General features: G+C 41.5%; 22 protein-coding genes and 1 tRNA gene. 2 read left to right on the forward strand and 21 right to left on the reverse strand.

The window, feature by feature from the left end:
• Positions 1 to 6: 6 nt before the first annotated feature.
• From G603_RS0103160 to G603_RS0103225, 14 genes are all read right to left on the reverse strand, one after another.
• Complete coding sequence (locus G603_RS0103160; RefSeq protein ID WP_026669301.1) at positions 7 to 1,161, reverse strand: phosphopentomutase; 1,155 nt, start codon at positions 1,159 to 1,161, stop codon at positions 7 to 9.
• A 171-nt stretch (positions 1,162 to 1,332) separates the two neighbouring features.
• Positions 1,333 to 3,420, reverse strand: a complete 2,088-nt coding sequence (locus G603_RS0103165) for a polyribonucleotide nucleotidyltransferase (RefSeq protein ID WP_081669799.1) — start codon at positions 3,418 to 3,420, stop codon at positions 1,333 to 1,335.
• Between the two features lie 156 nt (positions 3,421 to 3,576).
• Entirely contained in the window at positions 3,577 to 3,843 is a 267-nt protein-coding gene (rpsO, locus tag G603_RS0103170) for a 30S ribosomal protein S15 (RefSeq protein ID WP_026497227.1), read from the reverse strand.
• Positions 3,844 to 3,970: 127 nt separating this feature from the next.
• Complete coding sequence (locus tag G603_RS0103175; protein WP_026669303.1) at positions 3,971 to 4,900, reverse strand: bifunctional riboflavin kinase/FAD synthetase; 930 nt, start codon at positions 4,898 to 4,900, stop codon at positions 3,971 to 3,973.
• 25 nt (positions 4,901 to 4,925) lie between these two features.
• Positions 4,926 to 5,876 (reverse strand): tRNA pseudouridine(55) synthase TruB, encoded by a 951-nt coding sequence (gene truB, locus G603_RS0103180; RefSeq protein ID WP_026525013.1) that lies wholly within the window; start codon positions 5,874 to 5,876, stop codon positions 4,926 to 4,928.
• A gap of 22 nt (positions 5,877 to 5,898) precedes the next feature.
• Positions 5,899 to 6,864, reverse strand: coding sequence for a DHH family phosphoesterase (locus G603_RS0103185; protein ID WP_026669304.1), 966 nt, complete (start codon positions 6,862 to 6,864; stop codon positions 5,899 to 5,901).
• Positions 6,865 to 6,881: 17 nt separating this feature from the next.
• The gene (gene rbfA, locus G603_RS0103190) at positions 6,882 to 7,286 is read right to left on the reverse strand and encodes a 30S ribosome-binding factor RbfA (RefSeq protein ID WP_026525015.1); all 405 of its coding nucleotides are present in this window, start codon (positions 7,284 to 7,286) and stop codon (positions 6,882 to 6,884) included.
• The gene (infB, locus tag G603_RS0103195) at positions 7,286 to 10,144 is read right to left on the reverse strand and encodes a translation initiation factor IF-2 (protein ID WP_081669800.1); all 2,859 of its coding nucleotides are present in this window, start codon (positions 10,142 to 10,144) and stop codon (positions 7,286 to 7,288) included. The genes rbfA and infB overlap by 1 nt, the downstream gene beginning before the upstream one ends.
• Positions 10,131 to 10,469 (reverse strand): L7Ae/L30e/S12e/Gadd45 family ribosomal protein, encoded by a 339-nt coding sequence (locus G603_RS0103200; RefSeq protein WP_026497233.1) that lies wholly within the window; start codon positions 10,467 to 10,469, stop codon positions 10,131 to 10,133. Before G603_RS0103200 ends, infB begins: the two co-directional genes overlap by 14 nt.
• Positions 10,462 to 10,722: an RNase P modulator RnpM gene (gene rnpM, locus G603_RS0103205; RefSeq protein WP_026525017.1), complete on the reverse strand. Its 261-nt coding sequence runs from the start codon at positions 10,720 to 10,722 to the stop codon at positions 10,462 to 10,464. The genes G603_RS0103200 and rnpM overlap by 8 nt, the downstream gene beginning before the upstream one ends.
• A 3-nt stretch (positions 10,723 to 10,725) precedes the next feature.
• Complete coding sequence (gene nusA, locus G603_RS0103210) at positions 10,726 to 11,889, reverse strand: transcription termination factor NusA (protein ID WP_026669306.1); 1,164 nt, start codon at positions 11,887 to 11,889, stop codon at positions 10,726 to 10,728.
• A 28-nt stretch (positions 11,890 to 11,917) separates the two neighbouring features.
• Positions 11,918 to 12,382 carry a ribosome maturation factor RimP gene (gene rimP, locus G603_RS0103215; protein ID WP_026525019.1) on the reverse strand — a complete coding sequence of 155 codons (465 nt, stop codon included), beginning with the start codon at positions 12,380 to 12,382 and terminating at the stop codon, positions 11,918 to 11,920.
• A gap of 126 nt (positions 12,383 to 12,508) precedes the next feature.
• Positions 12,509 to 13,978 (reverse strand): xylulokinase, encoded by a 1,470-nt coding sequence (xylB, locus tag G603_RS0103220; RefSeq protein ID WP_026669307.1) that lies wholly within the window; start codon positions 13,976 to 13,978, stop codon positions 12,509 to 12,511.
• Between the two features lie 125 nt (positions 13,979 to 14,103).
• The gene (locus tag G603_RS0103225) at positions 14,104 to 16,437 is read right to left on the reverse strand and encodes a putative bifunctional diguanylate cyclase/phosphodiesterase (RefSeq protein ID WP_026669308.1); all 2,334 of its coding nucleotides are present in this window, start codon (positions 16,435 to 16,437) and stop codon (positions 14,104 to 14,106) included.
• 182 nt (positions 16,438 to 16,619) lie between these two features.
• Between G603_RS0103225 and G603_RS0103230 the strand changes: the two genes are divergently transcribed.
• Positions 16,620 to 16,691: transfer RNA gene (locus G603_RS0103230), tRNA-Glu, on the forward strand.
• A 124-nt stretch (positions 16,692 to 16,815) separates the two neighbouring features.
• Here G603_RS0103230 and G603_RS0103235 read toward each other — a convergent pair.
• From G603_RS0103235 to G603_RS0103260, 6 genes are all read right to left on the reverse strand, one after another.
• Entirely contained in the window at positions 16,816 to 18,051 is a 1,236-nt protein-coding gene (locus tag G603_RS0103235) for a tyrosine-type recombinase/integrase (RefSeq protein ID WP_026669309.1), read from the reverse strand.
• Between the two features lie 105 nt (positions 18,052 to 18,156).
• Positions 18,157 to 19,299, reverse strand: coding sequence for a hypothetical protein (locus tag G603_RS21240; RefSeq protein ID WP_026669310.1), 1,143 nt, complete (start codon positions 19,297 to 19,299; stop codon positions 18,157 to 18,159).
• 199 nt (positions 19,300 to 19,498) lie between these two features.
• The gene (locus G603_RS0103245) at positions 19,499 to 19,978 is read right to left on the reverse strand and encodes a hypothetical protein (RefSeq protein ID WP_026669311.1); all 480 of its coding nucleotides are present in this window, start codon (positions 19,976 to 19,978) and stop codon (positions 19,499 to 19,501) included.
• Between the two features lie 2 nt (positions 19,979 to 19,980).
• The gene (locus tag G603_RS0103250) at positions 19,981 to 20,382 is read right to left on the reverse strand and encodes a hypothetical protein (protein WP_155832606.1); all 402 of its coding nucleotides are present in this window, start codon (positions 20,380 to 20,382) and stop codon (positions 19,981 to 19,983) included.
• Between the two features lie 42 nt (positions 20,383 to 20,424).
• On the reverse strand, positions 20,425 to 20,919 hold the full coding sequence (locus tag G603_RS0103255; RefSeq protein ID WP_155832607.1) for a hypothetical protein: 495 nt from the start codon (positions 20,917 to 20,919) through the stop codon (positions 20,425 to 20,427).
• A gap of 37 nt (positions 20,920 to 20,956) precedes the next feature.
• Positions 20,957 to 21,370 (reverse strand): hypothetical protein, encoded by a 414-nt coding sequence (locus G603_RS0103260; protein WP_026669313.1) that lies wholly within the window; start codon positions 21,368 to 21,370, stop codon positions 20,957 to 20,959.
• 607 nt (positions 21,371 to 21,977) lie between these two features.
• On the opposite strand from G603_RS0103260, the gene G603_RS0103265 reads away from it, so the two are divergent.
• On the forward strand, positions 21,978 to 22,817 hold the full coding sequence (locus G603_RS0103265; RefSeq protein ID WP_026669314.1) for a helix-turn-helix transcriptional regulator: 840 nt from the start codon (positions 21,978 to 21,980) through the stop codon (positions 22,815 to 22,817).
• A 277-nt stretch (positions 22,818 to 23,094) separates the two neighbouring features.
• Here G603_RS0103265 and G603_RS0103270 read toward each other — a convergent pair whose 3' ends face one another.
• Complete coding sequence (locus G603_RS0103270; RefSeq protein WP_026669315.1) at positions 23,095 to 23,991, reverse strand: leucine-rich repeat domain-containing protein; 897 nt, start codon at positions 23,989 to 23,991, stop codon at positions 23,095 to 23,097.
• Positions 23,992 to 23,993 lie beyond the last annotated feature (2 nt).

Genomic DNA, 23,993 nt, shown 5'->3' on the forward strand with positions numbered 1-23,993 from the left:
ATTACATTATCCAAGCATGGATGTGCCATCAAACTCAGGCTTAATCTTGAAATAATCAAGTACAGTAGCCGCAATATCAGCAAATGTACTTCTTGTTCCAAGATTGCGGGGAGTTACATTTTTACCATACATAATGAAAGGAATGTACTCTCTTGTATGATCTGTGGTCTTAAGATAAGCAGGATCGCATCCATGGTCTGCAGTCATCATGATAATGTCATCGTCATGAAGCTTTGCCACCATCTCAGGGAGCTTAGTGTCAAAGTAATTAAGAGCCTTGGCATATCCGTCGATATCTCTTCTGTGTCCATAGAGCATATCGAAATCCACCAGATTTACAAAGCAAAGGCCGTCGAAATCTCTGTCCATATATGCAAGAGTTTTCTCGATACCATCTGCATTACTCTCAGAAAATACATATTCTGTAAGTCCTTTGCCCTCAAAGATATCTCTGATCTTACCAACACCAAGAACCTCTTTTCCTGCAGCCTTGAGCTGATCAAGCATTGTGGTCTTGGGCGGTTCAAGAGAATAATCGTGTCTGTGAGGTGTTCTGGTATAATTTCCGCTTGTTCCTACAAAGGGTCTTGCAATTACACGTCCTACCCCAAGGTCTCCTGTAAGCATCTCTCTTGCAATATGGCAATACTCATAAAGGGTCTCCAAAGGCACAACCTCTTCATGGGCTGCAATCTGGAAAACAGAATCAGCAGATGTATAAACGATAAGATCGCCTGTCTTAACATGCTCATCACCGTAGTCATTTATAACCTGAGTTCCGGAATAGGGCTTGTTACAAATAAGACCTCTGCCAACTCTCTTTGAAAATGCATCCAAAAATTCCTGCGGGAAACCATCAGGGAATTTCGGCATGGGCTTTTCAGAAACTATTCCTGCTATCTCCCAATGTCCTGTTGTTGTATCCTTATCCTTGCTGGCCTCCTGGCACTTACCATAAGCCGCAGTAGGGTTCTCCACACCGGGAACACAATCAACACCATCTATATTAAAAAGACCCATGGCTCCCATGTTGGGCATAGAAAAATACTTACTTGTGGCACATGACCTTAATGTATTTACGTCAAAATCGCCATATTCAGCAGCATCAGGCTCTTCGCCTACGCCAAAGCTGTCTAATACTATCAAAAATATTCTTCCCATAAAAGCTACCTCCTAGGAAATAAAATTATTAAAGTAGAAAATCCAAGGGATTTCTAAAATATTAAAAAGGAGATGCGAACACTCGCATCCCCTTTATTTTATCATATTTCGCCCTCATCCGTCAGCAGAGCTGACACCTTCTCCCTAGGGAGGGAGAAGGCAAGCTAAATATTACTTCTGAGCTACGTCCTTCATTGAGAAGCTGATTCTTCCCATGCGGTCCTTACCAAGGCAAACAACCTTAACTTCATCGCCAAGAGTAAGTACATCTTCTACATGGTCGATTCTCTCGTTTGCGATCTTGCTGATGTGAACCATTCCCTCTTTGCCGGGAGCGAACTCAACAAATGCACCGAACTCCTTGATGCTTACAACCTTACCTGTGAATACCTGACCCTTCTCAAAGTCAGTAGTAATGATGTTGATCATGTCGATAGCCTTCTGCATCATATCCTTATCTTCGCCGCAGATGCTAACCTGTCCGTCATCTGTTATATCAATCTTAACGCCTGTACGAGCGATGATCTCGTTGATGGTCTTTCCTCTCTGACCTACAACATCACCGATTCTATCAGGATCGATCTCGATAGAGATAATCTTAGGAGCATACTGGCTAACTTCCTTACGAGGCTCTGCAATAGCCTTGCTCATGCACTCATCCATGATGAAGAGACGAGCTTCACGACACTGTGAAATAGCCTGCTCAACGATAGCCTTTGTAAGACCGTGGATCTTGATATCCATCTGAATAGCTGTAATACCGTCCTTAGTACCTGTTACCTTGAAGTCCATGTCTCCGAAGAAGTCCTCAAGCCCCTGGATATCTGTAAGTACTACGAAATCATCATCTGTATCGCCTGTTACAAGACCACAGCTGATACCTGCAACCATCTTCTTGATCGGTACACCGGCAGCCATAAGTGACATACATGATGCACATGTGGAAGCCATTGATGTAGAACCGTTACTCTCAAATGTCTCTGATACGCAGCGAATTGCGTAAGGGAACTCTTCCTCTGAAGGAAGTACAGGAAGAAGTGCTCTCTCTGCAAGTGCTCCGTGTCCAATCTCACGACGTCCCGGACCTCTTGAAACCTTAGTCTCACCAACTGAGTATGACGGGAAGTTGTACTGGTGGATATATCTCTTACCTGTTACGTAAGGATCAAGTCCCTCAACCTTCTGCATCTCTGAAAGAGGAGCAAGTGTTGTAACGTCACAGATCTGTGTCTGTCCACGAGTGAACATAGCACTTCCGTGTACTCTGGGAATAAGATCGATCTCTGCTGAAAGAGGACGAATCTGCTTGATGTCTCTTCCATCAGGTCTCTTGTGATCCTTAAGGATCATCTTACGAACAGTCTTCTTCTCATACTGATAAATAGCCTCACCGAGAATTGCGAGCCACTCTTCGTTGTCTGCAAACTTCTCTTCAAGACGCTCTGTGATCTCAGCGATATTAGCTTCGCGCTGCTGCTTCTCATCTGTGAATACAGCCTTCTCCATCTCATCCTGAGGAACTACTTCCTTGATTGCATCAAAGAGCTCCTGAGGAACTGCGCAGCTCTCATACTCGTGCTTAGGCTTACCAACCTCTGCAACGATACCCTTGATGAACTCAATGAGCTTAAGGTTTACATCATGTGCAAGATAGATAGCTTCCTTCATCTTCTCTTCAGGAACCTCGTTACATCCTGCCTCGATCATGATAACCTTCTCACCTACAGAAGCAACTGTAAGGCGCATATCACCTGTATCCCACTGCTCCTGTGAAGGGTTAACTACGAACTCTCCATCAACAAGACCGATCTGTGTCATAGCGCAGGGACCGTCGAAAGGAATATCTGAAATTGATACTGCTACAGAAGAACCGATCATAGCTACAAGCTCAGGACGGCACTCCTTGTCTACTGACATAACCATATCTTCGATTGTTACGTCGTTGCGGTAGTCCTTAGGGAAAAGAGGACGCATGGGTCTGTCGATTACACGGCTTGTGAGAATTGCATTCTCAGAAGGCTTACCCTCACGCTTGTTAAATCCTCCGGGGAACTTACCGATAGAATAAAACTTCTCGCTGTACTCAACGCTGAGCGGGAAGAAATCGATTCCATCTCTGGGCTTAGCTGATGCTGTTGCAGTACAAAGAACAGTTGTATCACCGTACTTCATGAATGCACATCCGTTAGCCTGTTTTCCTACTTTGCCGATCTCCACTGTAAGTGTACGTCCGGCCAGTTCTGTTGAAAATGTTTTCATATTCATCTCCTTCTTGCGCCATCCTCGGGCGCATAAACATATGTAAACTATATTAGTTATCGCATTAAATAGAGCATACGTTTGCTTAAAAAAGAATAAAGGCGGCTAAGCCGATCATTTCTGACCGGCATCCCCGCCCTATTTTTACTCTGGAAATTACTTTCTAAGTCCAAGATCAGCGATAAGCTTACGATACTTCTCAAGGTCCTTCTTCTTGAGGTATGCAAGAAGAGCACGTCTTCTACCAACCATCTTAAGAAGTCCTCTTCTTGAGTGGTGATCCTTGGGATGAGTATTAAGGTGCTCGTTAAGCTCCTTGATACGTGTTGTAAGGATAGCTACCTGAACCTCAGGTGAACCTGTGTCGCCTGCGCTTCTGGCAAACTTATCAATAACCTCTGTCTTCTTTTCCTTTGTAATCATGTTCTATTCTCCTTTTAATTACAATTTGCCGTATACCAGGAAGCGGTTGGAGTGACCATCATCCGAGTATCGGTAATAACGTTACTCATTTCTCATGCGAGAAATCATTTGATTCTACCATACCTAATTAATCTTGTAAAGATATAAAGAAATTTCTTCCTGCTTCAAGATCCAAATCCATCTGAGCCTTAAGTGCATTCACATCAGAAAATCTCTGCTCTTTCCTGTGGAATGTCAAAAGAGCGATCTCTAAATACTTGCCGTATAAATCTTCATCAAGATCATAAATATATGTCTCAACACTGACCTGTCCGCTGTTTGAAACGGTAGGTCTGCAGCCGATGTTGGTCATGCCATGGAAAACGCGGCCATCAATCCTAACCTCTGAAAAATATACTCCGTAGGGAGGAAGACATTTTTCATCAGGCGGAAGCAGATTAACTGTAGGAAAACCTATGGTTCTGCCAAGCTTTTTGCCATGTTCCACAAATCCGCCCACGTAATAATGCTCTCCTAAAAGCTCTGTAGCCCTCTCCATTTCAGCCTGCATTATTTCTTCTTTTATAAAGCTGGAGCTTACATTTCGTCCAAACATCTGAAGCTTCTTAATGGCGTGAGTCCTGTATGAGAGCTCCGGTGCAAGCTCATTCAAAAGTGCAAAATCACCTTTTCCCTTATATCCATAGGACAGATCATCACCTGCAGCCACATAAGCCACATTCATCTGCTCATGAAGAATCTTTCTGACAAAATCCTCCGGAGCGGTATGAGCTGTCGTTTCATCCATAGGAAATTCCACAAGGATATCTATTCCAAGCTTCTCGAATTTCCTTCTCTTCTCATCCCTTGTAAGGAGCTGCGGCTGAATCTTTTTTGAAAAAAATACAGCCGGCGAGGGATCAAAAGTGAAAATTGTCGCCTTCATTCCCTGCTCTTTTTTATCAAGGATGTGCTTAAGGAGCTTCTGATGGCCCATGTGGATACCGTCGAATTTGCCAATGGCAACCGCGGTCTTATCTTCTATATGAAATTGTCTCTCTCCGGATATTATCCGCATAGTGCCTCTTTCCTGCTAAATACCATCAAACAGTATAGAAAAACTTCTCTACTCTGAACATACCTGTTCTCTCGTCGCATTTATAGATTCCAAAAAATGCTCCGTCTTCGCCGTAGACTCTCACTCTTGTTCCATCTGCATAGAGTTTTTCGGGTTCAACAAAATCCTGCTCATCCTCGGGAGCTTCACTTACAAGATCCGTAACCTTGAATCCGTTTCCGTTCTCAAGCTTTTTCCTGAAGTCGTCCTTTACGATGCAATAATCAAGATCTCTGAAAAGACTCTCTGTGGATGCAACTATTTCATCCACTCTGCCCTCGTCACGAAGCTGTTCGATCTGATCAAGAGTGTGGGCTGTCTCCAAATGGAAGCTTCCTACAGCTGTTCTTGTAAGATGCTCCATAGCAGCGCCGCAGCCAAGAGCCTCACCTATATCATTGCAAAGAGTTCTGATATATGTTCCCTTTGAGCACTTAACCTCCATAGTAAAAATATGCTCATCCTGAAGGTGACTCTCATCGAGAATAGTGATTGCCTGAATGTTGATCCTTCTGGGCTTTCTCTCAACTTCCTTGCCCTGTCTTGCAAGCTCATAGAGCTTCTTACCATTTATTTTTATGGCCGAATACATGGGCGGGATCTGATCGTACTCACCCACGAATTTCTTCACTGTCTCGTGAAGCTTTTCGCTACTTACATTAACTTCAGATTCTGACAGTATTCTTCCGGACATATCCTGTGTATCTGTGGTGACGCCAAGCCTGCAAACAGCGATGTACTCTTTATCGTGATCTGTGAGCATATCACAAAGCTTGGTGCCGTTACCGACACAAATAACAAGAACCCCGACCGCATCCGGATCAAGGGTCCCTGTATGTCCAATCTTTTTCATTTTCAAAATGCCGCGGAGACGGGCCACAACATCACTTGATGTGTAACCGGCCTCCTTGTATACATTTATAAGTCCGTTGTACATTTATTTCTCCAAAGGCAAAATGTCATTTTACAACATTTATGCCCTTCAAATCCTTCTCAATATACTCTGAAAGATTGTTGATAATATCATGCTGCGTTCCGTTCATGGTGCAGCCTGCAGCTCTTGCGTGACCGCCGCCGCCAAAAAGCTCGGCAATCTTCGCCACATTGACCTTGCCCTTGGAACGAAGGCTTACCTTGTACTCCATGCTGCCAATCTCGTAGATAAAGATAGCGCACTCGGTACCTGTGGTCAGAAGGAGCTGACTTACAATTCCGTCAAGATCAGATGACTGAGCCATATAGAAATCCATAGTCTGCTTGGATATAACGCTCACTATGCATTCGCCGTCCATAAAGAGCATGCTCTCAAGAAGCGCTCTTCCAAGGATCTGATTCTGAACGTAACTCTTTTCATAAAATACATGGTCTATGAGGGCGCCAAAATCAAAGCCAAAGCTTATAAGATCTGCCGCAACCTTCATAGTATCAGGTGAAGTATTGGAGTACTTGAAAACTCCCGTATCTGTCACGATACCCATGTAAATAGCCTGAGCAATGGAAACATCAAGCTTCTCTCTGTCCATGCAATTGTAGACCAGCTCTGAAGCTGAGCTTGCTGTAGGAACTATGTAATTCTCATCACCTGTTCCTGTGTTGCTGACATGATGATCGATATTGATCTTCTTTTTAGCAGCATCGAAAAACTTCTCAGCATCACCAAGTCTTTCTTTTCCGCAATCAAGGGCAAAAAAGACATCATAGCTGTCCACATCAGATGCAAAATCAGAATTTATCTCGTCTGTTTTATCAATTATCCTGTAGCTCTCCGGAATCTTATCCAAAAAGATATCTACTTTCAAATCCGCAAAATTCTTTTTAAGGTAAAGATAAAGAGCCATGGTGGAGCCAACACAATCGCCATCCGGTCTGATATGACCGCCTATTCCAACGGTTTTTGCGCCTGCTACTATTTCATCAATTCTCATTCTTCTACCTCTAAGTTTTACTCTTCTGTTTCCTGTTCCTCAGTTTCGCCTCTGGCAGCTCTTGCCTCAGCATCCTTAGCAGCAACCTCATCGATGATCTTAGACATATTGATGGCGTATTCGATGGAATCGTCCATGATAAATCTAAGCTCGGGAGTATTGCGCATATTAAGTTCTTTTGCAACGGTGCTGCGGATATAGCCCGCAGCAGACTTAAGCCCTTCTTCTGTGCGGAGTCTGTCTTCGTCGTTACCCATGACAGATATCCATACCTTACAGGTCTTAAGGTCCGGTGCAACCTCGACATCCATTACAGATGTCATAGGACTGATTCTGGGGTCCTTACTGAATCTAATGGCCTCAGAAATAACTTTTTGTACTTCTCCGTTGATTCGGATGTTTTTAATACTGTTTTTTCTCATTATTTATTATCCAATTTCTCACGAGGTACTTCTACCATTATGTAAGCTTCAACTACATCGCCAACGTTAATTGCATCAAATCCGTCAAATACAAGACCGCACTCATAGCCGTCCTTAACTTCCTTAACATCATCCTTAAATCTCTTAAGTGATGCAAGATCGCCTTCGAAGATCTGCTCCTCAGCTCTGCTGATACGAACCTTGCAATCCTTCTGGATCATACCGTCTGTAACAATAGCACCGGCGATATTACCAAGCTTGGATGCCTTGAAGAGCTGACGGATCTCAGCGTGACCGATGATCTTCTCTTCATATACAGGTGCAAGCATACCCTTCATAGCATACTCAACATCCTCGATTGCCTGATAGATAACCTTGTAAAGTTTGATCTCAACGCCTTCGTGCTCAGCAGTACTCTTAGCAACAGCATCGGGACGAACATCGAAACCGATGATGATGGCATTTGATGCAGCAGCAAGGGATACATCAGACTCTGTGATGGCACCAACACCGCCGTGGATAACCTTAACAACTACCTCATCATTTGAAAGCTTAAGAAGGCTTGCCTTAAGGGCTTCTACGCTACCCTGTACGTCTGCCTTGATGATGATATCGAGCTCTTTGAGCTTACCTTCCTCAATCTTGGAGTAAAGATCATCAAGTGACATCTTAGCCTTTGTCTCTTCAATAAGATCCTTCTTCTGCTGCTGAAGGTATGTATTAGCATACTGTTTAGCTTCCTTGTCGCTCTCGTGTCCAAGGAATACCTCACCTGCTCCGGGAACATCTGAAAGTCCAAGGATCTCAACAGGCTGTGAAGGAAGAGCCTCTTTAAGTCTCTTACCCTTATCATCTATCATCGCACGAACCTTACCTGAGCATGCACCTGCAGAAATGAAATCACCAACATGAAGTGTTCCCTTCTGTACAAGAACGTTTGCTACAGGTCCACGGCCCTTATCAAGCTTAGCCTCAAGAACAAGACCTCTTGCCTCACGGTTAGGATTAGCCTTAAGCTCAAGGATATCTGCTGTGATGAGGATTGTATCAAGAAGTACATCCATACCCTCACCTGTCTTAGCAGAAACAGGTACGAATTCTGTTGATCCGCCCCAATCTGTAGCGATAAGACCGTACTCTGTCATTTCCTGCTTAACTCTGTCAACATTTGCACTGGGCTTATCAATCTTGTTTACGGCAACGATGATTTCAACGCCTGCTGCCTTAGCATGGTTGATAGCTTCTACTGTCTGAGGCATTACACCGTCATCGGCAGCGACAACCAGTACTGCGATATCTGTTGAATTAGCACCACGCATACGCATAGCTGTAAAAGCTTCGTGTCCGGGTGTATCAAGGAATGTGATCTTTCTGTCGTTAACCTTGATCTGGTAAGCACCAATACGCTGTGTGATACCGCCTGCTTCCTTGTCTGTAACGCTTGTGTCACGGATAGCATCAAGAAGTGATGTCTTACCATGATCAACGTGACCCATTACGCAGACAACCGGAGGTCTTGACTTAAGAAGGCTCTCATCCTCCTCTTCCTCCTTAAGAAGCTCTTCGATAACGTCTACCTGAACTTCCTTCTCACAGATGATATCGTACTCAATAGCTATATTCTCAGCTTCCTCATAGGACAGCTCTGAGTTAACAGTAACAATCTGACCTGCAAGGAAAAGCTTCTTGATGATGACTGAAGGCTGAAGCTTCATCTTGTCGGCAAGTTCCTTGATAGTGAGCTTATCAGGGATTGTGATAACCTTGATCTGCTCCTCAGGCTCCTCTACCTTCTTTACTTCAGGCTTAATGAAGCGGCCAACCCTCTTACTTCTGGGCATCATCTCTTCATTCTCTTCATAGATATGATCCTTCTTGGATCTCTTATCCTTATCCTGGTTATTTCTGCGCTTTCCTTCGCCCTTGCCTTCATTCATGGGAGCTGCTTCGAAGCTGGTCTTCTGATCCTTGCCCTTAGCGAAGTCTCTGCCGCCCTTACCACCGCGGTTTCTATCGGGAGCGCCCTGTCCGGGTCTTGCAGACTGCATACCCTGACGATCGCCGCCCTGACGGTCATTATTCTGACCGTTTCTGTTTCTGTCATTGGGGCCGCTCTTGCGAGGCTGTCCGCCCTGCTGCTGATTATTATTATTCGCAGGTCTTCTGTCATTCCTCTGATTGTCACCTGTACGTACATTGGTTGCAGGCTCTGTCTTAGCAGCTTCCTTCTGAGGTGCAGGTGCTTCGGTCTGAACCTTTTCTACCTTAGCCGGCTTGGGTGCTACTTCTTCCTTAGCAGGCTTCTGAGAAGGCTCCTGATACTTAGGAATCTCGTTATTATATGACTCAAGCTGTGAAGGAGCTGTGAGAGGCTTTATCGGATGATAAACATTCTGTGATCTTGCGAATGTATTCTGTCTCTGTCCGTTTCTGCCCTGATTATCACGGCCCTGGTTCCTTCCACCCTGATTATTGTTCCTGTTTCCTCCGTTATTTCCATTCTGGAAATTACCGCTCTTGGAAGCACTGGGATTGGTAACCATGATAATGGTCTTCTTTTTCTTAACAGGCTTCTGAGCTGCCTGTCCCGCAGGAGCACCTTCCTTTGCACTCTTAGCAGGCTTCTCCTCTGCTGCAGGCTCTGCCTTTTTAGCAGGCTTCTCTTCTGCCTTATGAGTTTCCTTTTTATCTGCGCTTCCGCTTCCGAAGTGTTTTCTAACCTTCTCCGCTTCCTCGTCCTCTACTGAGCTGGTAGATCTCTTTGCTGACTCAACACCCTGTGTCTGAAGGTATGAAACAATCTCCTTACCTTCAATACCAAGCTCCGTAGCGAGTTCGGATATTTTAATTTTCGACATTCGCATTTCCTCCGTCCTGTAAATCATCTAAGTTCTTCTGAAGCGTCTTCGCAAAACCATTATCCATGATTGCAATACTCGTTCGAACTTCCTTACCGATAGCCCTTCCGAGAGATTCCATATCTCCGAAAAATGACATCGGAACACCATAATACTCACATTTATCACGAAATTTCTTTTTCGTGTTGTCGGATGCATCTTCGCTTATCAAAACATAAGATGCCGACCCGCCCTTAATGGCATTCAACACCGCAAATTCACCGCTGGCAAGCTTCCCTGCCTTCTGACACAGACCAAGCAGTGAATAAACCTTCATATTATTCATTCTCTGCAAGCTCCTTCTTCAGTTCATCTGCTATCTCAGGCGGAACAGCAACCTTAAGTGTTCTGTCCAGCCCCTTTTTCTTTATAGCCATTTCCAGGCATTTTTCATCCCTGCATATATACGCGCCGCGGCCGTTTGCTCTGCCTGTAAGGTCAAGTCTGATGTTACCGTCTGTATCTCTGATGATACGGATCAGCTCTTTCTTTTCCCTACTCTCACCGCAGCCAACGCATCTTCGCATAGGCTTATTCATAAATTATTCCTCTTCTGAATCGCCCTCGTATTCAGGCTCTTCACCTTCGTTCTCATCTACTTCGTAGAACTCTTCATCGTCTTCTTCATCATCCATATAGTCTTCAATACGGAATCCGACAGCATCCTTAGCCTGAGTCTCACTCTTGATATCGATCTTATATCCTGTAAGACGTGCAGCAAGACGTGCATTCTGACCTTCCTTACCAATTGCAAGTGAAAGCATGTGGTCCGGAACTACTACCTTAGCACTCTTCTCATCGGGATCAGCAAATACTGCTACAATCTTAGCCGGTGAAAGTGCATTCTGTATAAGGTTACCAGGGTTATCATCCCAGTTAACAATATCAATCTTCTCGCCGTTGAGCTCATCAACGATAAGGTTAACTCTGTTTCCGTTAACACCTACGCAAGCACCAACTGCATCAACGTTGGGGTTGTTGGAGTAAACAGCGATCTTGGTACGGCTGCCTGCTTCACGGGCAATACTCTTAATCTCAACTGTACCATCCTGAATCTCAGCAACTTCCTGCTCAAAGAGCTTCTTAACAAGATCGGGATGTGTACGTGATACAAGGATTCTGGGACCCTTATTACCATTTCTAACCTCAAGGATATATACCTTGATTCTCTCTGTAGGGCGATAATGCTCGGTCTTAACCTGCTCATTCTCACTGAGCATAGCATCTGCTCTTCCGAGGTTGATGCTGATATTCTTGCCGATGAAACGCTGTACAACACCAGTTACGATGTCGTGCTCATGCTCGAAGTACTCGTTGTAGATAGCGCCTCTCTCCTCTTCACGAATCTTCTGAAGGATAACGTTCTTGGCGTTCTGTGTAGCGATACGTCCAAAATCCTTGGAGTTGATCGGTACTGTAACCATGTCGCCAATCTCACACTTATCTACATATTTAAGTGCTTCATCCATGCAGATCATGTTCTGAGGATCCATTACGTCATCAGGGAACTCTACGACTTCCTTATCTGAGAAGCACCTGAATTCACAGGTATCTCTGTCGATCTCAACCTTAATGTTCTCTGCTCTCTGATAGTTGTTTCTGCAAGCAGTCATAAGTGAGTTCTCGATTGCATCAAACAGTGAATCTCTGCTGATGTTCTTTTCCTTCTCAAGTAGATCGAGTGCGTCCATCAATTCTTTGCTCATAGTGATTTTCTCCTTATTCTATGAAAAATTAAAAATCCAGTGTTAATCGGATATTTGAAATTTCTTTTCTATTAAAAACCTGCTCTCCGGCAGCGGTCTCAATAGTAACCGTGTCAGAATCAAAAGCAGCAAGTTTACCGGTAAATTCTTTAGTTCCGTCGATTGCCGCATAAAGCTTAACATCCACATCAAGCCCCAGGCTGTTCTGCAGGTGTCTGTCCTTTTTAAGCTGTCTGCCAAGTCCCGGGCTGCTGACTTCAAGGGTGTATGCTTCCTCGATAAAGTCATGCGCATCAAGTGCATCAGAAAGCTCGTGACTGACATCAACGCATTTGTTAATGTCTACTCCGCCATCTCTGTCGATGTAGGCGCGAAGATACCACTCTCCGGCTTCCTTAACAAACTCCACATCATAGATGCGAACTTCGTTCTTCTCAGCGATGGGCTTAAGAAGTGCCTCTGTTTTGTTTTCAATTTCTTCTCTTCTGGACATAATTCTCCGTGAGCCTCATATTAAAGGCATAAAGAAAGTGGGCTCTTTGCAAAGCCCACTTCTAGTCTGAATAATTATTTAGTAACAACTGTAATATAGCACTATTTCTGCAATGCGTCAAGCGTGTCAGATTATCTTATCGAAAGTATCTGCAAGTGCAGGGTAAATATTCTTGAACTGCTGATATCTTGCTTCATATTTCTCAACAAGCTCAGGATCAGGTTTCTCTGTCTTATCTACCTTAACGATAGCTGCAGCAGCCTCTACTACGCTCTTATAAGCACCGCATGCAACCATAGCCAGCATAGCGCCGCCCATTCCGGGGCCCTCTTCACATACAGGTACATCTACCTCGATGTTGAGGATGTTGGCGATCATCTTTCTCCAAAGAGGACTCTTTGCTCCGCCGCCGCAGATCATTGTTCTCTCAGGCTTAACACCGATGCTCTTAGCTACTTCGTACATATCTCTTGTAGCAAATGCAACACCTTCAAGAACGGCCTGTGTCATATCCTCTCTTGTGGTATCCATTGTGATACCTGTGAAGGTAGCGCGTGCGTTAGGATTGTTCCATGGAGATCTCTCACCCATGAGATAAGGAAGGAAGAATACATGGTTCTCACCGAGCTTCTCGATACCCTTCTGCTCATCAGCATAATCCTTGGTCTTAAGAATCTCATCCATCCACCACTTGTTGCAGCTTGCAGCACTGAGCATGCATCCCATGAGATGGAATGTTCCGTCTGCATGGTCGAAGGAATGAAGTGCATTGTTGCTGTCAACAGCAAAGCTGTCTGATGACATGAAAATTGTTCCGCTTGTACCAAGAGAGATGTTACATCTGTTGTTGCCAACTGTACCTGTTCCTACAGCTGCTGCCGCATTGTCACCTGCACCTGCTGCAACTACTACGCCGCTGTTAAGACCAAGCTCTGATGTAAGCTCTGCGTTAAGCTCACCAACTTTCTCATAACTCTCAAAGAGCTGAGGAAGCATATCCTCTGTGATGCCGCAGATGTCACACATCTCTTTTGACCACTTCCTGTTCTTAACATCCAGAAGAAGCATACCTGATGCATCTGAATAATCTGTGCAGAAAGTACCTGTAAACTTATATGCAAGATAATCCTTGGGAAGCATTATCTTCTTGATCTTTTTAAAGTTCTCGGGCTCATTCTCTTTGATCCAGAGAATCTTAGGAGCTGTGAATCCGGCAAAAGCGATGTTTGCAGTGAGATCAGAGAGCTTGTTTTTACCAATCTCATTGTTGAGGTAATCAACCTGCTTCTGAGTTCTGCCATCGTTCCAAAGAATAGCAGGACGGATAACATTGTCATTCTCATCAAGGATTACAAGTCCGTGCATCTGTCCGCCAAAGCTTATACCTGCAACCTGAGACTTGTCTACGTCCTTAAGAACTTCCTTTAAACCTTCAACAGCCTGTGCATACCAATCCTCGGGCTTCTGCTCTGACCAGCCGGGCTGAGGGAAAAACAAAGGATATTCCCTTGTAGCTGTTCCGTGAATTTTGCCTGTCTCATCCATAAGGACAAGCTTAACTGATGATGTACCAAGATCTACACCTATATAAAGCATATACAACCTCCCATTACTTTAAGTTTTGCCTATAGTATCTTTGTCCTGTGACCATGATGCCACAATGATAATTATACTGTGTTTTTGAGGCGGTTGCATTACACTTTTTGCTGATTAATCACTAATTATTGCAGAGTAACTCCCTGAGTAAGAATATGTTCGAATTCATCTCTTCTTACAGGTTTGCTGATAAGATATCCCTGCATTTTGGTAATGCCCATATCGTTAAGGGCTTTGTACTGGCTTTCAGTCTCAACGCCCACCGCGGTTACGGTAATGCCCATTGCAGAAGAAAATCTCATTATAGAATCAATCAGAACTTTGGTGGCTTTGTCCGTCTCAACACCTGATATCAGATTTCTCGAGAGCTTAATATAATTGATGCCACAATTCATAAGATAAGACAGATTGATACTGTTACCGCCAAAATCATTAAGGCTCAGTTTAAAGCCATAGTTGTGGAACGCTTCCATGGTATCTCTGGCCGAGCTTGCTGCACCCATGATCACGTTACTTGAAATATCAAGAATAATCCTGTCTGTAGTCAGGCCGTACTCTTTACTCATTTTTTCCAATGACTCAATAAACTCAGCGTCAAGAAGTTGAAGCGGTGAAAGATTTATCGTAAGCTCCAGATTTTTCCCATAGGTCTCTTTCCACTCTGCAACAGTTTCAAAAGAATCTTTTACTATCCATATTCCAAGCCTGCTCATAAGGCCACACTCTTCTGCCATAGGGATGATCTGGGCCGGAGAAATATTTTCCATATCTCCTCTAAGATGCGGGAACACTTCCACACCGATAACCTCATTGCTGTCAACATCGATCTGGGGCTGAAAATGCAGAATATAGTCCTTCTCCGGAATAGAATTGGCTATTGTTTTACTTATGAATTGAGCCTTGGAAATCTCATTTATCATCCTCTTGTCAAAGAACTTGTATCCATCCTTGTTGGCGCTCCTTTTTACATCATACATTGCATTATCAGCGTAATTGATAAGTATCTCGTAGCTTTCCAGGCAATCATCGGGATATATTGCTATACCTATGCTGGCTGACAGATTAAAAATATAATTATCGTGAATTATTGACTGATTAAAAAGCCCTCTGATATTGTCGGCTGCCGTTTCTATTTCTTCATGATCCTTAATATCCTTAAGGCAGATAAGGAATTCATCACCGCCCATTCTGAAAGAAGTAAATTTCTCGGGCAGAGAATTTAGTCTTTTACCGATTTCTATAAGAACATTGTCACCCATCTCGTGACCATAAGTATCATTAATGGGTTTGAAGTGATTCAGATCAGCACAAAAAACAGCATAGGTTTTTCTTTCTGTTTTTGCCTCGTTGTGAATTTTCTCAAGAATTTCCACCGCTGATCTTCTGTTATATAATCCTGTCAGCATATCGGTGGATGACAACGTAACAAGCTGATCATTTGCGCTTTGAAGATCCTTGGTTTTTTCCTTGATGCGCTCTTCAAGTACAGCATTCTGTTCCTTTTGCTGCATAATCAGTTCCTCATTCAGATGTGATGAATGAAGTACGTAATTGGTAATAAGGTACGACATAAAGGTGATCAAAATATACATGCCAAGTGTCTGGGTAAGAATGCCTGTCATCATGAACCCGACATCAATAAACATGAATATAGCTATCAGGAAAAATCTTCTTTTGGTACCTTTACCGGTAAAATCCCTTTCAATAAATTCAAAATCGTACTTCTTACATATCTGAATGGTTGTCCCCACGCACATAAAAATCATGGTAAGAACATATAACAAATTTGCATAATCATTTTCCGCATCATGACCAAGCGCTCGCATGAAATCATACTCAAGATCAAGCACTGCATAGCCAATTATTCCAATATTGGTAATGACAGTTCCCCTGTGGATATTCTTAGTTCCGATTCGGATAAGGAGCCCTAAATCCATCATTATTATGTAAAAACTAATGAAGAAAAATATAAGCTCTTTCCAATGAGCTCCGCTATGACCCGGACCTGCTGCAATCACGTGAAATCTATAGATCATAACAAACCCGCATATAGAAAAGCACAGGGTGTTAGCCATAAGGAACGCTATTTCTGTTCCTTTCCCTTTCAGCATGGAAAGCATGTAAATAGATATGCACATAGCAAAACATGCATCAGGTAACAGGTAGATATCGTCTGTGAGTGCCATTAAGGCATCGTAATTCTCTGAATAAAAATCCGCATACAAATAGATAACATCGGCGACAAACCAAATGGCAATGCCAACAGCCATTGCTACAGTGGACCATTTGAAGGGTCCAAGCCGTGGAATCTCAGACAAAAGAAGAATAAAAACCAGCGCTACAGTAACCGGCGACAGCAGATCCATCAGATAATCATTGCCCATTACCGTACTAACAAAATAGCTGACAAAAGAAATTGCAATAAGAACTACCAGCGATTTTTCTAATTTATTAAGCATATCTCATCGCTCCTCGTGTGTGTAAGAAAACGCATAACTGCGCGGGATTCATAAGACGAAAATGCTACATAATAATTATACCACAAAAAATTTTTAATTTTTTTCAAAAAAGTACTTGCATTATTTTTGAACTTGTAATAATATAATCAAGTCGCCAAACGAAAGGCGAAACAAAAGAACATGGCTCGTTGGTCAAGCGGCTAAGACGCTGCCCTCTCACGGCAGAATCAGCGGTTCGATTCCGCTACGAGCTACTGACTGTGTAAACAGCCCAACCCTATAACTCCAGACGCCAAGCGCGTTTCGGAGTTTTTTATTTTTCTCGGAAAAGATGAAATTTCATGAGGGAAACCTCAGGGAAACCTCAGGGAAACCTTGTTAATATGAAATTGCTCTTTCTATCTGTGATAATTTGTTCATTTCATTTTTATTACTGTAATAATAGTATTTTCTTGTAGTAGCTATGTCACTATGTCCCATCTGATTCATCACTAAAGATTCTTGGATTTCTGAATCAAGCAGAATTGTTCCATAGGTTTTACGTATCTTATGCATACTTCTACGAGGTATTCCACAAGCATCACAAGCTTTGTACAGACGATCATTAAATGTGTTAGTATAAAGCTTCCTATCACCAATCTGCATCATATAATCATTATCAGGATTAAGTGCTCTGATCTGCCCAATTGTTTCAAGGGCTTTAGATGATAAGTATATATAACGATCACCTGCATCCGTCTTGGTGTACTCAACAAACTCATGCGTATATTTACCAGTCTCAAGGGATTTATATTTGATTTCCTGACTGTGTACATGCATTTTATTTCCCTTTACATCACTGAATTTAATTGCAGATAATTCGCCCTCTCTTAAACCAGTTTGGAACGTAAGGAGAATTCCTAAATTTTCAACAGTAGGATTCTGTCTGAGCCACTCCAGTATTAGAGGCATCTCATCTTCATCAAAAATTTGAAGCCCTTTCGTAGCTTTTCTAAATGATTTCTTTGATAAATCCAAATCTCCAAAAAAATTACTGATACTTATATCTGTATATTCCATCTTCTTAGCGTATTTGAAACTACCGATTATAAGTGTTCTCATATTACTATATGCTTTTGCTGTAAGATTCTGCTTAGAGATTGTCAGTCTTATAAATGCTTCAAGCTCTGATTCTGAAATATCAGATATTCTTTTTTCTGAAATTTCATTCCATTCAATAAAGCGTCGCCATTCTGAAAAATAGCGGTCATAAGTAGCTTTCTTAATCTCACCAAGGGAAAATTTTTGCTCAGTCCATCGTACAAAGCAGGTTTTAAAACTGGGAATAGCCTCTAATTCTATATAGAAGTCTATAATTGCTTTTTCTAATTCATCTTTATTTTTTCTTTTTATCACCTTCCTTTTCTTTTTCTTCTTTTCATCTGGCAAAATGGTATAAAAATATCCATTGTTACCTTGCCAAATGTTGTAATTATGCATTTTTAAATAACTTTCTTTCCTTCGCATATCTAACTCTTGCTGAAGGGCTTTCACATCTAAATTAATCTTAGCATTAGCCACCGCAAGCTTCAATAATTCATTTTCATTCTTGATTTTATCTATATTTTTAGACATAAGCATTATTCTATGCGACTAACATTCAGCGCATATCTAGGCTTGGTGTCCTCTGTCTAAAATGCTCGCATCTCCTTTTAGAATTATAAAATAATGGTTGTCGGTTTAATCTACAAATGGAATATCATCAGATTCATCTGTGTTTTTAAACTCATTAGTTTTACCTTCTGCACGCTCCTTTAAATCTTTGTATGACTTGTACTCAGCAGCAGGAATTTGAAATACATGGTAACCCTCATCATCCTTCCAGTGATAACAATAGTCAGTAATCCTTCTTAATAACTGTGTTTTACTATCTACTGATCTACTGGATAGTGGCACCATTTCATCATATAGCTCATCAGGGCAGAATATAGAAGTGGCGTGTATTTCTGTCCAAAGGCTGTAGACATTATTATATCTGCTGTGTATTTGCCCTTTATAGCCTTGGAAGATCTGGAGCAATAACCCATACTTAAAACTGTCTGTCTTCACTTCATCTAAAAAAATAACTCTCTGTCCTTCATAACCATCAAAAAGAGCAGTGCAGTTATTACTATAATCAGATGCAAAAAACACTTCATCTTCGCCATACTGTCCGCATAGCTGCGTATATGAAAAAGATTTGCCGCTCCCACTCGCGCCAAGATGCCATACTATCTTTATCTGACGCAATGGTGGTGTCTCTTTTAAACGCTTCGCAAAGAAACTTTTACGGATGATAGTCTCAAACTGGCGGAATACTACACTTTGTTCCATTATTTGTTCAGGGCGCATACCTTGATTTATCATATCCTCAATCTGTATGAGCATTTCTACTCTATCGTTCGATAGTTTAAAGGTTGGTATAGTACCTTCCTCATAAAATGTTTCAGGAAGATTAGTATCCTTCTTTTCCTTATGACGTTCGCCTTCTTTACGAATATATGCACGACATTCTTGTGGAGAGCCCATAACTTTTTCTACTATATATGAGTGAGGGAAAGCCCTTTTAACAGAAGACCAGCGCTTTTTCTTCCCAAGTAGTATGTACAGATGTGAATGGTAATTACCGCTTTTGCCGATTTCGTCGCATATACACCAGTATTTTACGTGTTTGAATTTGTGTATGGTGTCAATGATAAACTCATGGGTGTAACCATACTTTTGTGGATTATTCAAGGTCAGAAGGAAAACCTTGCTTTGTTTATCATATGAAGATGATTTGTTCTTTTCTAATGAAGAGTTTTGAGCCAGTTCATCAGATCTGTGTTTTGTGAGATCGACCATTATTTGTTATCCTCCATACTACAGTTCTACAATTGGCAGAACTGCATAATTATCAGCTATGCCGATCTAATCGGCTTCTCTATATAAGAATGTGTTTTCACGGGGGTAATTAGGGAATAAAGTAAAAAAATATAAATTCTGAATTGAAAAGTAAGATAACAAGAACAAGCCCTGCACCATTAGATGCAAGGCTTATTTGCTAGACAACACTGATTTCAACATCGATACCCAAGTCTCTGATAGAAACGATATATAGTCCTAGGAATAAATATGGATAAAATGCACGAACATACTCATATCCATATAGACTATTAAGTGTAACTAATGCAGCTGCTATGTCTTTATTCATATTAGACATGATCAGTTGCAATACCGGGTTCGGTAGTACCTCGGTGTTTATTTTTGCCAAGGTATACATATAGACTACTGTATTCTGCTTCAACCCCCACCCGTTACAGCGAATGGAGTTGAAAGTCTCTATGGGTTTAAGGTTCGGATAATTACTGTTCCTTAATCCTTCATAAAGATCATATCGAATCGCTAAAATATTATTAGCTGCGACTTGGTTTAACACAGCTTGCTGTTTCATTTGCGCAGATTCTGATATCTCTTGCTGAACATACTGATACGCCTGAGAAATCTTTGTTATTACACTGTGTAGATATTTGTTTTGTTCCATTGTTAATGCTCCTTTCCATGCCCAAGCCATTGGGTCTCGATAACTGTAAATCCTTCTGCTGTACCTATGTAGTTATAACAGCCTTTGTCGTAAACAAATTGGCGACATACACGAAGCTGTATTGGATTTACCAATACAAAAGGTTGCCCTTTGCGGAATTCCTCCAACAGTTTTGTATGAGCAGGAGTGTGAAACACTTTGTCTGCTTCAATAAATAGAGGAAATTCACATATATCACAGTTAGCAAGATATTTGTCAATTGCAGTGACTAAGACAAAGTCCTTTGGTAATCCAGTAACTTCATCGACAACAACACTAAATGAAGATATTGCTAACCATGTATTATGAGTAGGATTATAAGGAGAGAAATCTATGATTTCCCATTTTAGTTTATATTCTTCCATAATGATTCCTTTCATTTTTGAGGGGCATAATAGCCCCTCATTTTAAATAAATATTGTTGGCTGAGGCCTATCAGGTTCATCATCTGGATTTTTAACCTTAAAGTCATGGGCGAGTAAATATAACCCTCTGACGTTTTTTATCGCCATAACCATCAGTTCTGGGAAGGTGACATATATAAAATCATTGTTCCGTATGAGGAATCTAAGGTCCCTATATTTGTTATAGAGAATCCTGTCCCTTGCATTAGGAATAACAACATTAACACCTCGATTATCTTTTGTGATAATACGGATTTTGATATTCTCACCATCCCGATCAGCTTCTACTGCATGGAGCCATTCTGTGCCATCCTTTGAGAGCACATTTGCCTGAGTTTCTAACGATACACAGGGAAGTGTCGTATTTATATTCTTTGAATCAGCATTTGAGGGACTTAGCCCATCAAAATATGCTAATTCTGCCATCAAGTCACGGTCTTCTTTACATTCTTTTCCATATGAGTATCTAAAACAATGTTCCATAACTTTTCCTTTCATAGGTGGGCGGTCTGATTGACCGCCCGTTTGTTTACAGTTACATGATGACTTCATCGTCAAAATCTTCAACGAGATCTTCTACAGATACAATTTTGATATCTGTAGCCGTAGCGCTGATTCCTTGAATCAGGCGTCCAGTTTGACGATCAAGCATTGCGTAGAACTTGCCTACAAAGCCATCCAGAGTGACTTGAACCACCTTATCTTCGGATAGCGCAGTTTTTATCTGCTCTATCTGATCTTCGGTAGTCTTGGGTAGCTTCACTGTCTGTACCTCTCCACGGGCGGAGAGGACGTTGACCGCATAGCCCTCAATCTCTTGAGTAGGCTGGTTTGTTGCAGGGTCACGTTTAAAACGTGTTGCTACTCCGTTTGCAGTTACGTTCCTTGACTTTGAGCCAAGGGCTGCTGTCTGTGACAGCTTTACATTTCTAGGATTCACAGTTGGCATAATATCATCTCCCTTCCATATATATTTCTGTGTTCCTACTTTTATAGATTTGAGGGAAACAAATTCGGGACTATTTCATTTTTTGAAACAAGATAATCTGTCTCCCTCTAATAGTTCATATTTACAACAGATAAATTCGGGATATTTTCATCAATCAACAAAAGGATCTCAAATATTTTATTCATATAAAGAATTACATTTTCTACGTTCCAATTCGGGAGCAAATGCCTTTTGTGTTCTTTTCACAAAGCTTTTCGTGAATTCCCACTCCATTTTAGAAATAGTGCACAAATGACTGCCTAGACGTCATTTTTAAATACCTACTCATCTATTAACGATGAGTTCTTTATTTGTACCTCAGATACGTGTTCCAAGGACTCTTTTTTATCTCCTTTTGTAATTAAAAACAAAAAGGAAATACAGAGAAATAAGTGGGATAGACGTTACATTTGTACGCATGGCATTCATAACAGTTATCGCAATATATGCCAAACAGATCATGACATTAAAAGTGACTTAATGGCGTTATCAATAGCCCTATAGGCATTCCATATCTCATAGCATCCTCTGTGTTTCCTCCTGATGCGTAAAAAAAGGAGGTATACATATGAGCATCAATGTTAAAGGAGTCACAATTAACCAGCTTACTGACTTGGAGCAGTGCCAGATTACTTTGGCTGAGTTTGCCAAATCATTGCACCCTGTGAAATTAAAGCATATTGGGTGCAATCAGCTACAAGCATCTTGTACTAAGGTCCTGTCAGACCAGCTATCTGTACTTGACTATTCAGGTACAGTCACTGTATATGACGAAGGGTACATCACGTATAGATTCGTCAATCAAAAAACCAAAAGACGGAACAGTGCAGTCATTGATCTGTTTAACGGAAAAATGACATTTCCGAATTTGTCAACGCAAAAAGAAATATCGATGAAATCGCTGTTATCCGACTATGGTCACATGAATTCGTATGATGTTGTTCTTATGCTCTTAGAGAATAGGGTAGAGAACAATATCTCCAGTCAACAGAAATCAAAGGAGGTCGTCAACAACAACTATGAATTCTTCAGACGTGACAATGGTATAGTCAAAGAAGAATTCGAAGCAGGATATCACAAAGATTATCTCACTTACATAATTGAGCAAGCTGACCAGCAGGAAGCAAAATCTACAAAACAAGAAATACGCAGATTTTTCTTTTCTGAAATCAAAAATCTGTCTGATGCTCAGAAGAGTGTTATTAAGCTGATGTTGGAAGGGTATGATCAGAAAGAGATAGCTAGGCTGATTGGGAAAGTTCCAGCATCGGTGTCTGAAAGCAAGCTGAGAGCATTTCATAAATTGCAGCTCGAATGGAATAGGACACATCCCAATAACTCTGTTCCTGTGATTGATATTAGTAAGTATCAGAAAAAGCACAGAGATGGGAAAAGGGATTTGGAATAATCCCAACAGAAGCTTTGTAAATAGTGGCTTGGGATAGTGATGGGACAATGGGAAGAGGCTGAGGGTAATAGTAAACCTCAGCCTCCTATTTGCGTAAAATTGCCCATTGCGCTTGGCGCTTAACGGCGTCCTGTGCTCGGCGTCTCCGCGTTCGCTCCACCGCCTGCGACAAGAACGCCTACGCCTATCCGCGCGTGGGGCAATATTTTTTTCTTTTATATAAGATTAAGTATAAAAATAAGCCCTATCCATGTCGGATAGGGCTGTTATCTTAATGTTACATCTTTTTGAATGTGTACTTATTGTCTTTTGTAAATGCATCAGTTTTCTTCCAAGACTTTGTAACAAGCTTCTTGTACTCATTAAGCTTTGACTTAGGTACTTTAACTGTGATTTTTAGGCTTACTCCTTTATATTCAACAAATCTATTTTTATCTATTTCTTTACTACATGCAAATGTATTCTTACCAATTTTCTTAAGCTTCTTTGACTTTATTACTACATTCTTAAGCTTACAACCTGCAAATGCTTCTTCACTTATTGTCTTTACATTTTTACCAATTGTTACTTTACTAACATTAGTGTTTCCTGAAAAACACATTGTAGGTATTTTTGTTATGCCTGAGCCTATTACAATTTCAGTTGCTGTATCATTAGCTGCGAATGCTCCTTTACCAAGCTTTGTAACTGTATCAGGGATTGTGATTTTTCCACTGATGTTCATTCCACTAAATGCTGACTCATATATTTCTGTTACAGTGCTTGGAATCACTAAGCCTGTGAATGAGTTGTGGTAATTGGGAAATGTAGTATCACCTAGATATATATATCTCCAGTTCTCAACACCAACTTTTGTTACTTTATATGTGACGCCTTCATGAGTTACTGTTGCAGGAATATTTACTACTGTATTTTCATATCCCATGAAAATTTTAACTGCTACTGTTGTATCAGTAAGTTTATCATATGCAAAATCACCTTCCCAGAAGTCTGCTGGATGCTCACCTGTTGTACTACTCCAATGCTCCCAGTAATCTTCTCTACTTGTGTACCATAATTTACCTGTATTATGTTCTTTAGCCTCGACCTGAAGATTATTCACTGATAAACTACCTATTATCATTGCTCCTGCAAGGGCGATTGTTGCTACTCTCTTAATCATTGATTTAATCATAA

The sequence above is a fragment of the Butyrivibrio sp. AE3006 genome (genome assembly GCF_000424165.1).
In the GTDB taxonomy this organism is placed as follows: domain Bacteria; phylum Bacillota; class Clostridia; order Lachnospirales; family Lachnospiraceae; genus Butyrivibrio.

Coding starts and splice junctions, on each gene's coding strand:
- G603_RS21240 (WP_026669310.1), bottom strand. CDS start 19,299: ATGGTCGATCTCACAAAACACAGATCTGATGAACTGGCTCAAAACTCT.
- G603_RS0103160 (WP_026669301.1), bottom strand. CDS start 1,161: ATGGGAAGAATATTTTTGATAGTATTAGACAGCTTTGGCGTAGGCGAA.
- G603_RS0103245 (WP_026669311.1), bottom strand. CDS start 19,978: ATGGAACAAAACAAATATCTACACAGTGTAATAACAAAGATTTCTCAG.
- G603_RS0103235 (WP_026669309.1), bottom strand. CDS start 18,051: ATGTCTAAAAATATAGATAAAATCAAGAATGAAAATGAATTATTGAAG.
- G603_RS0103270 (WP_026669315.1), bottom strand. CDS start 23,991: ATGATTAAATCAATGATTAAGAGAGTAGCAACAATCGCCCTTGCAGGA.
- G603_RS0103225 (WP_026669308.1), bottom strand. CDS start 16,437: ATGCTTAATAAATTAGAAAAATCGCTGGTAGTTCTTATTGCAATTTCT.
- truB (WP_026525013.1), bottom strand. CDS start 5,876: ATGTACAACGGACTTATAAATGTATACAAGGAGGCCGGTTACACATCA.
- rimP (WP_026525019.1), bottom strand. CDS start 12,382: ATGTCCAGAAGAGAAGAAATTGAAAACAAAACAGAGGCACTTCTTAAG.
- rbfA (WP_026525015.1), bottom strand. CDS start 7,286: ATGAGAAAAAACAGTATTAAAAACATCCGAATCAACGGAGAAGTACAA.
- G603_RS0103185 (WP_026669304.1), bottom strand. CDS start 6,864: ATGAGAATTGATGAAATAGTAGCAGGCGCAAAAACCGTTGGAATAGGC.
- G603_RS0103260 (WP_026669313.1), bottom strand. CDS start 21,370: ATGCCAACTGTGAATCCTAGAAATGTAAAGCTGTCACAGACAGCAGCC.
- nusA (WP_026669306.1), bottom strand. CDS start 11,889: ATGAGCAAAGAATTGATGGACGCACTCGATCTACTTGAGAAGGAAAAG.
- G603_RS0103265 (WP_026669314.1), top strand. CDS start 21,978: ATGAGCATCAATGTTAAAGGAGTCACAATTAACCAGCTTACTGACTTG.
- G603_RS0103255 (WP_155832607.1), bottom strand. CDS start 20,919: ATGAAAGGAAAAGTTATGGAACATTGTTTTAGATACTCATATGGAAAA.
- G603_RS0103175 (WP_026669303.1), bottom strand. CDS start 4,900: ATGCGGATAATATCCGGAGAGAGACAATTTCATATAGAAGATAAGACC.
- G603_RS0103200 (WP_026497233.1), bottom strand. CDS start 10,469: ATGAATAATATGAAGGTTTATTCACTGCTTGGTCTGTGTCAGAAGGCA.
- xylB (WP_026669307.1), bottom strand. CDS start 13,978: ATGCTTTATATAGGTGTAGATCTTGGTACATCATCAGTTAAGCTTGTC.
- G603_RS0103250 (WP_155832606.1), bottom strand. CDS start 20,382: ATGGAAGAATATAAACTAAAATGGGAAATCATAGATTTCTCTCCTTAT.
- rpsO (WP_026497227.1), bottom strand. CDS start 3,843: ATGATTACAAAGGAAAAGAAGACAGAGGTTATTGATAAGTTTGCCAGA.
- rnpM (WP_026525017.1), bottom strand. CDS start 10,722: ATGAATAAGCCTATGCGAAGATGCGTTGGCTGCGGTGAGAGTAGGGAA.
- G603_RS0103165 (WP_081669799.1), bottom strand. CDS start 3,420: ATGAAAACATTTTCAACAGAACTGGCCGGACGTACACTTACAGTGGAG.
- infB (WP_081669800.1), bottom strand. CDS start 10,144: ATGTCGAAAATTAAAATATCCGAACTCGCTACGGAGCTTGGTATTGAA.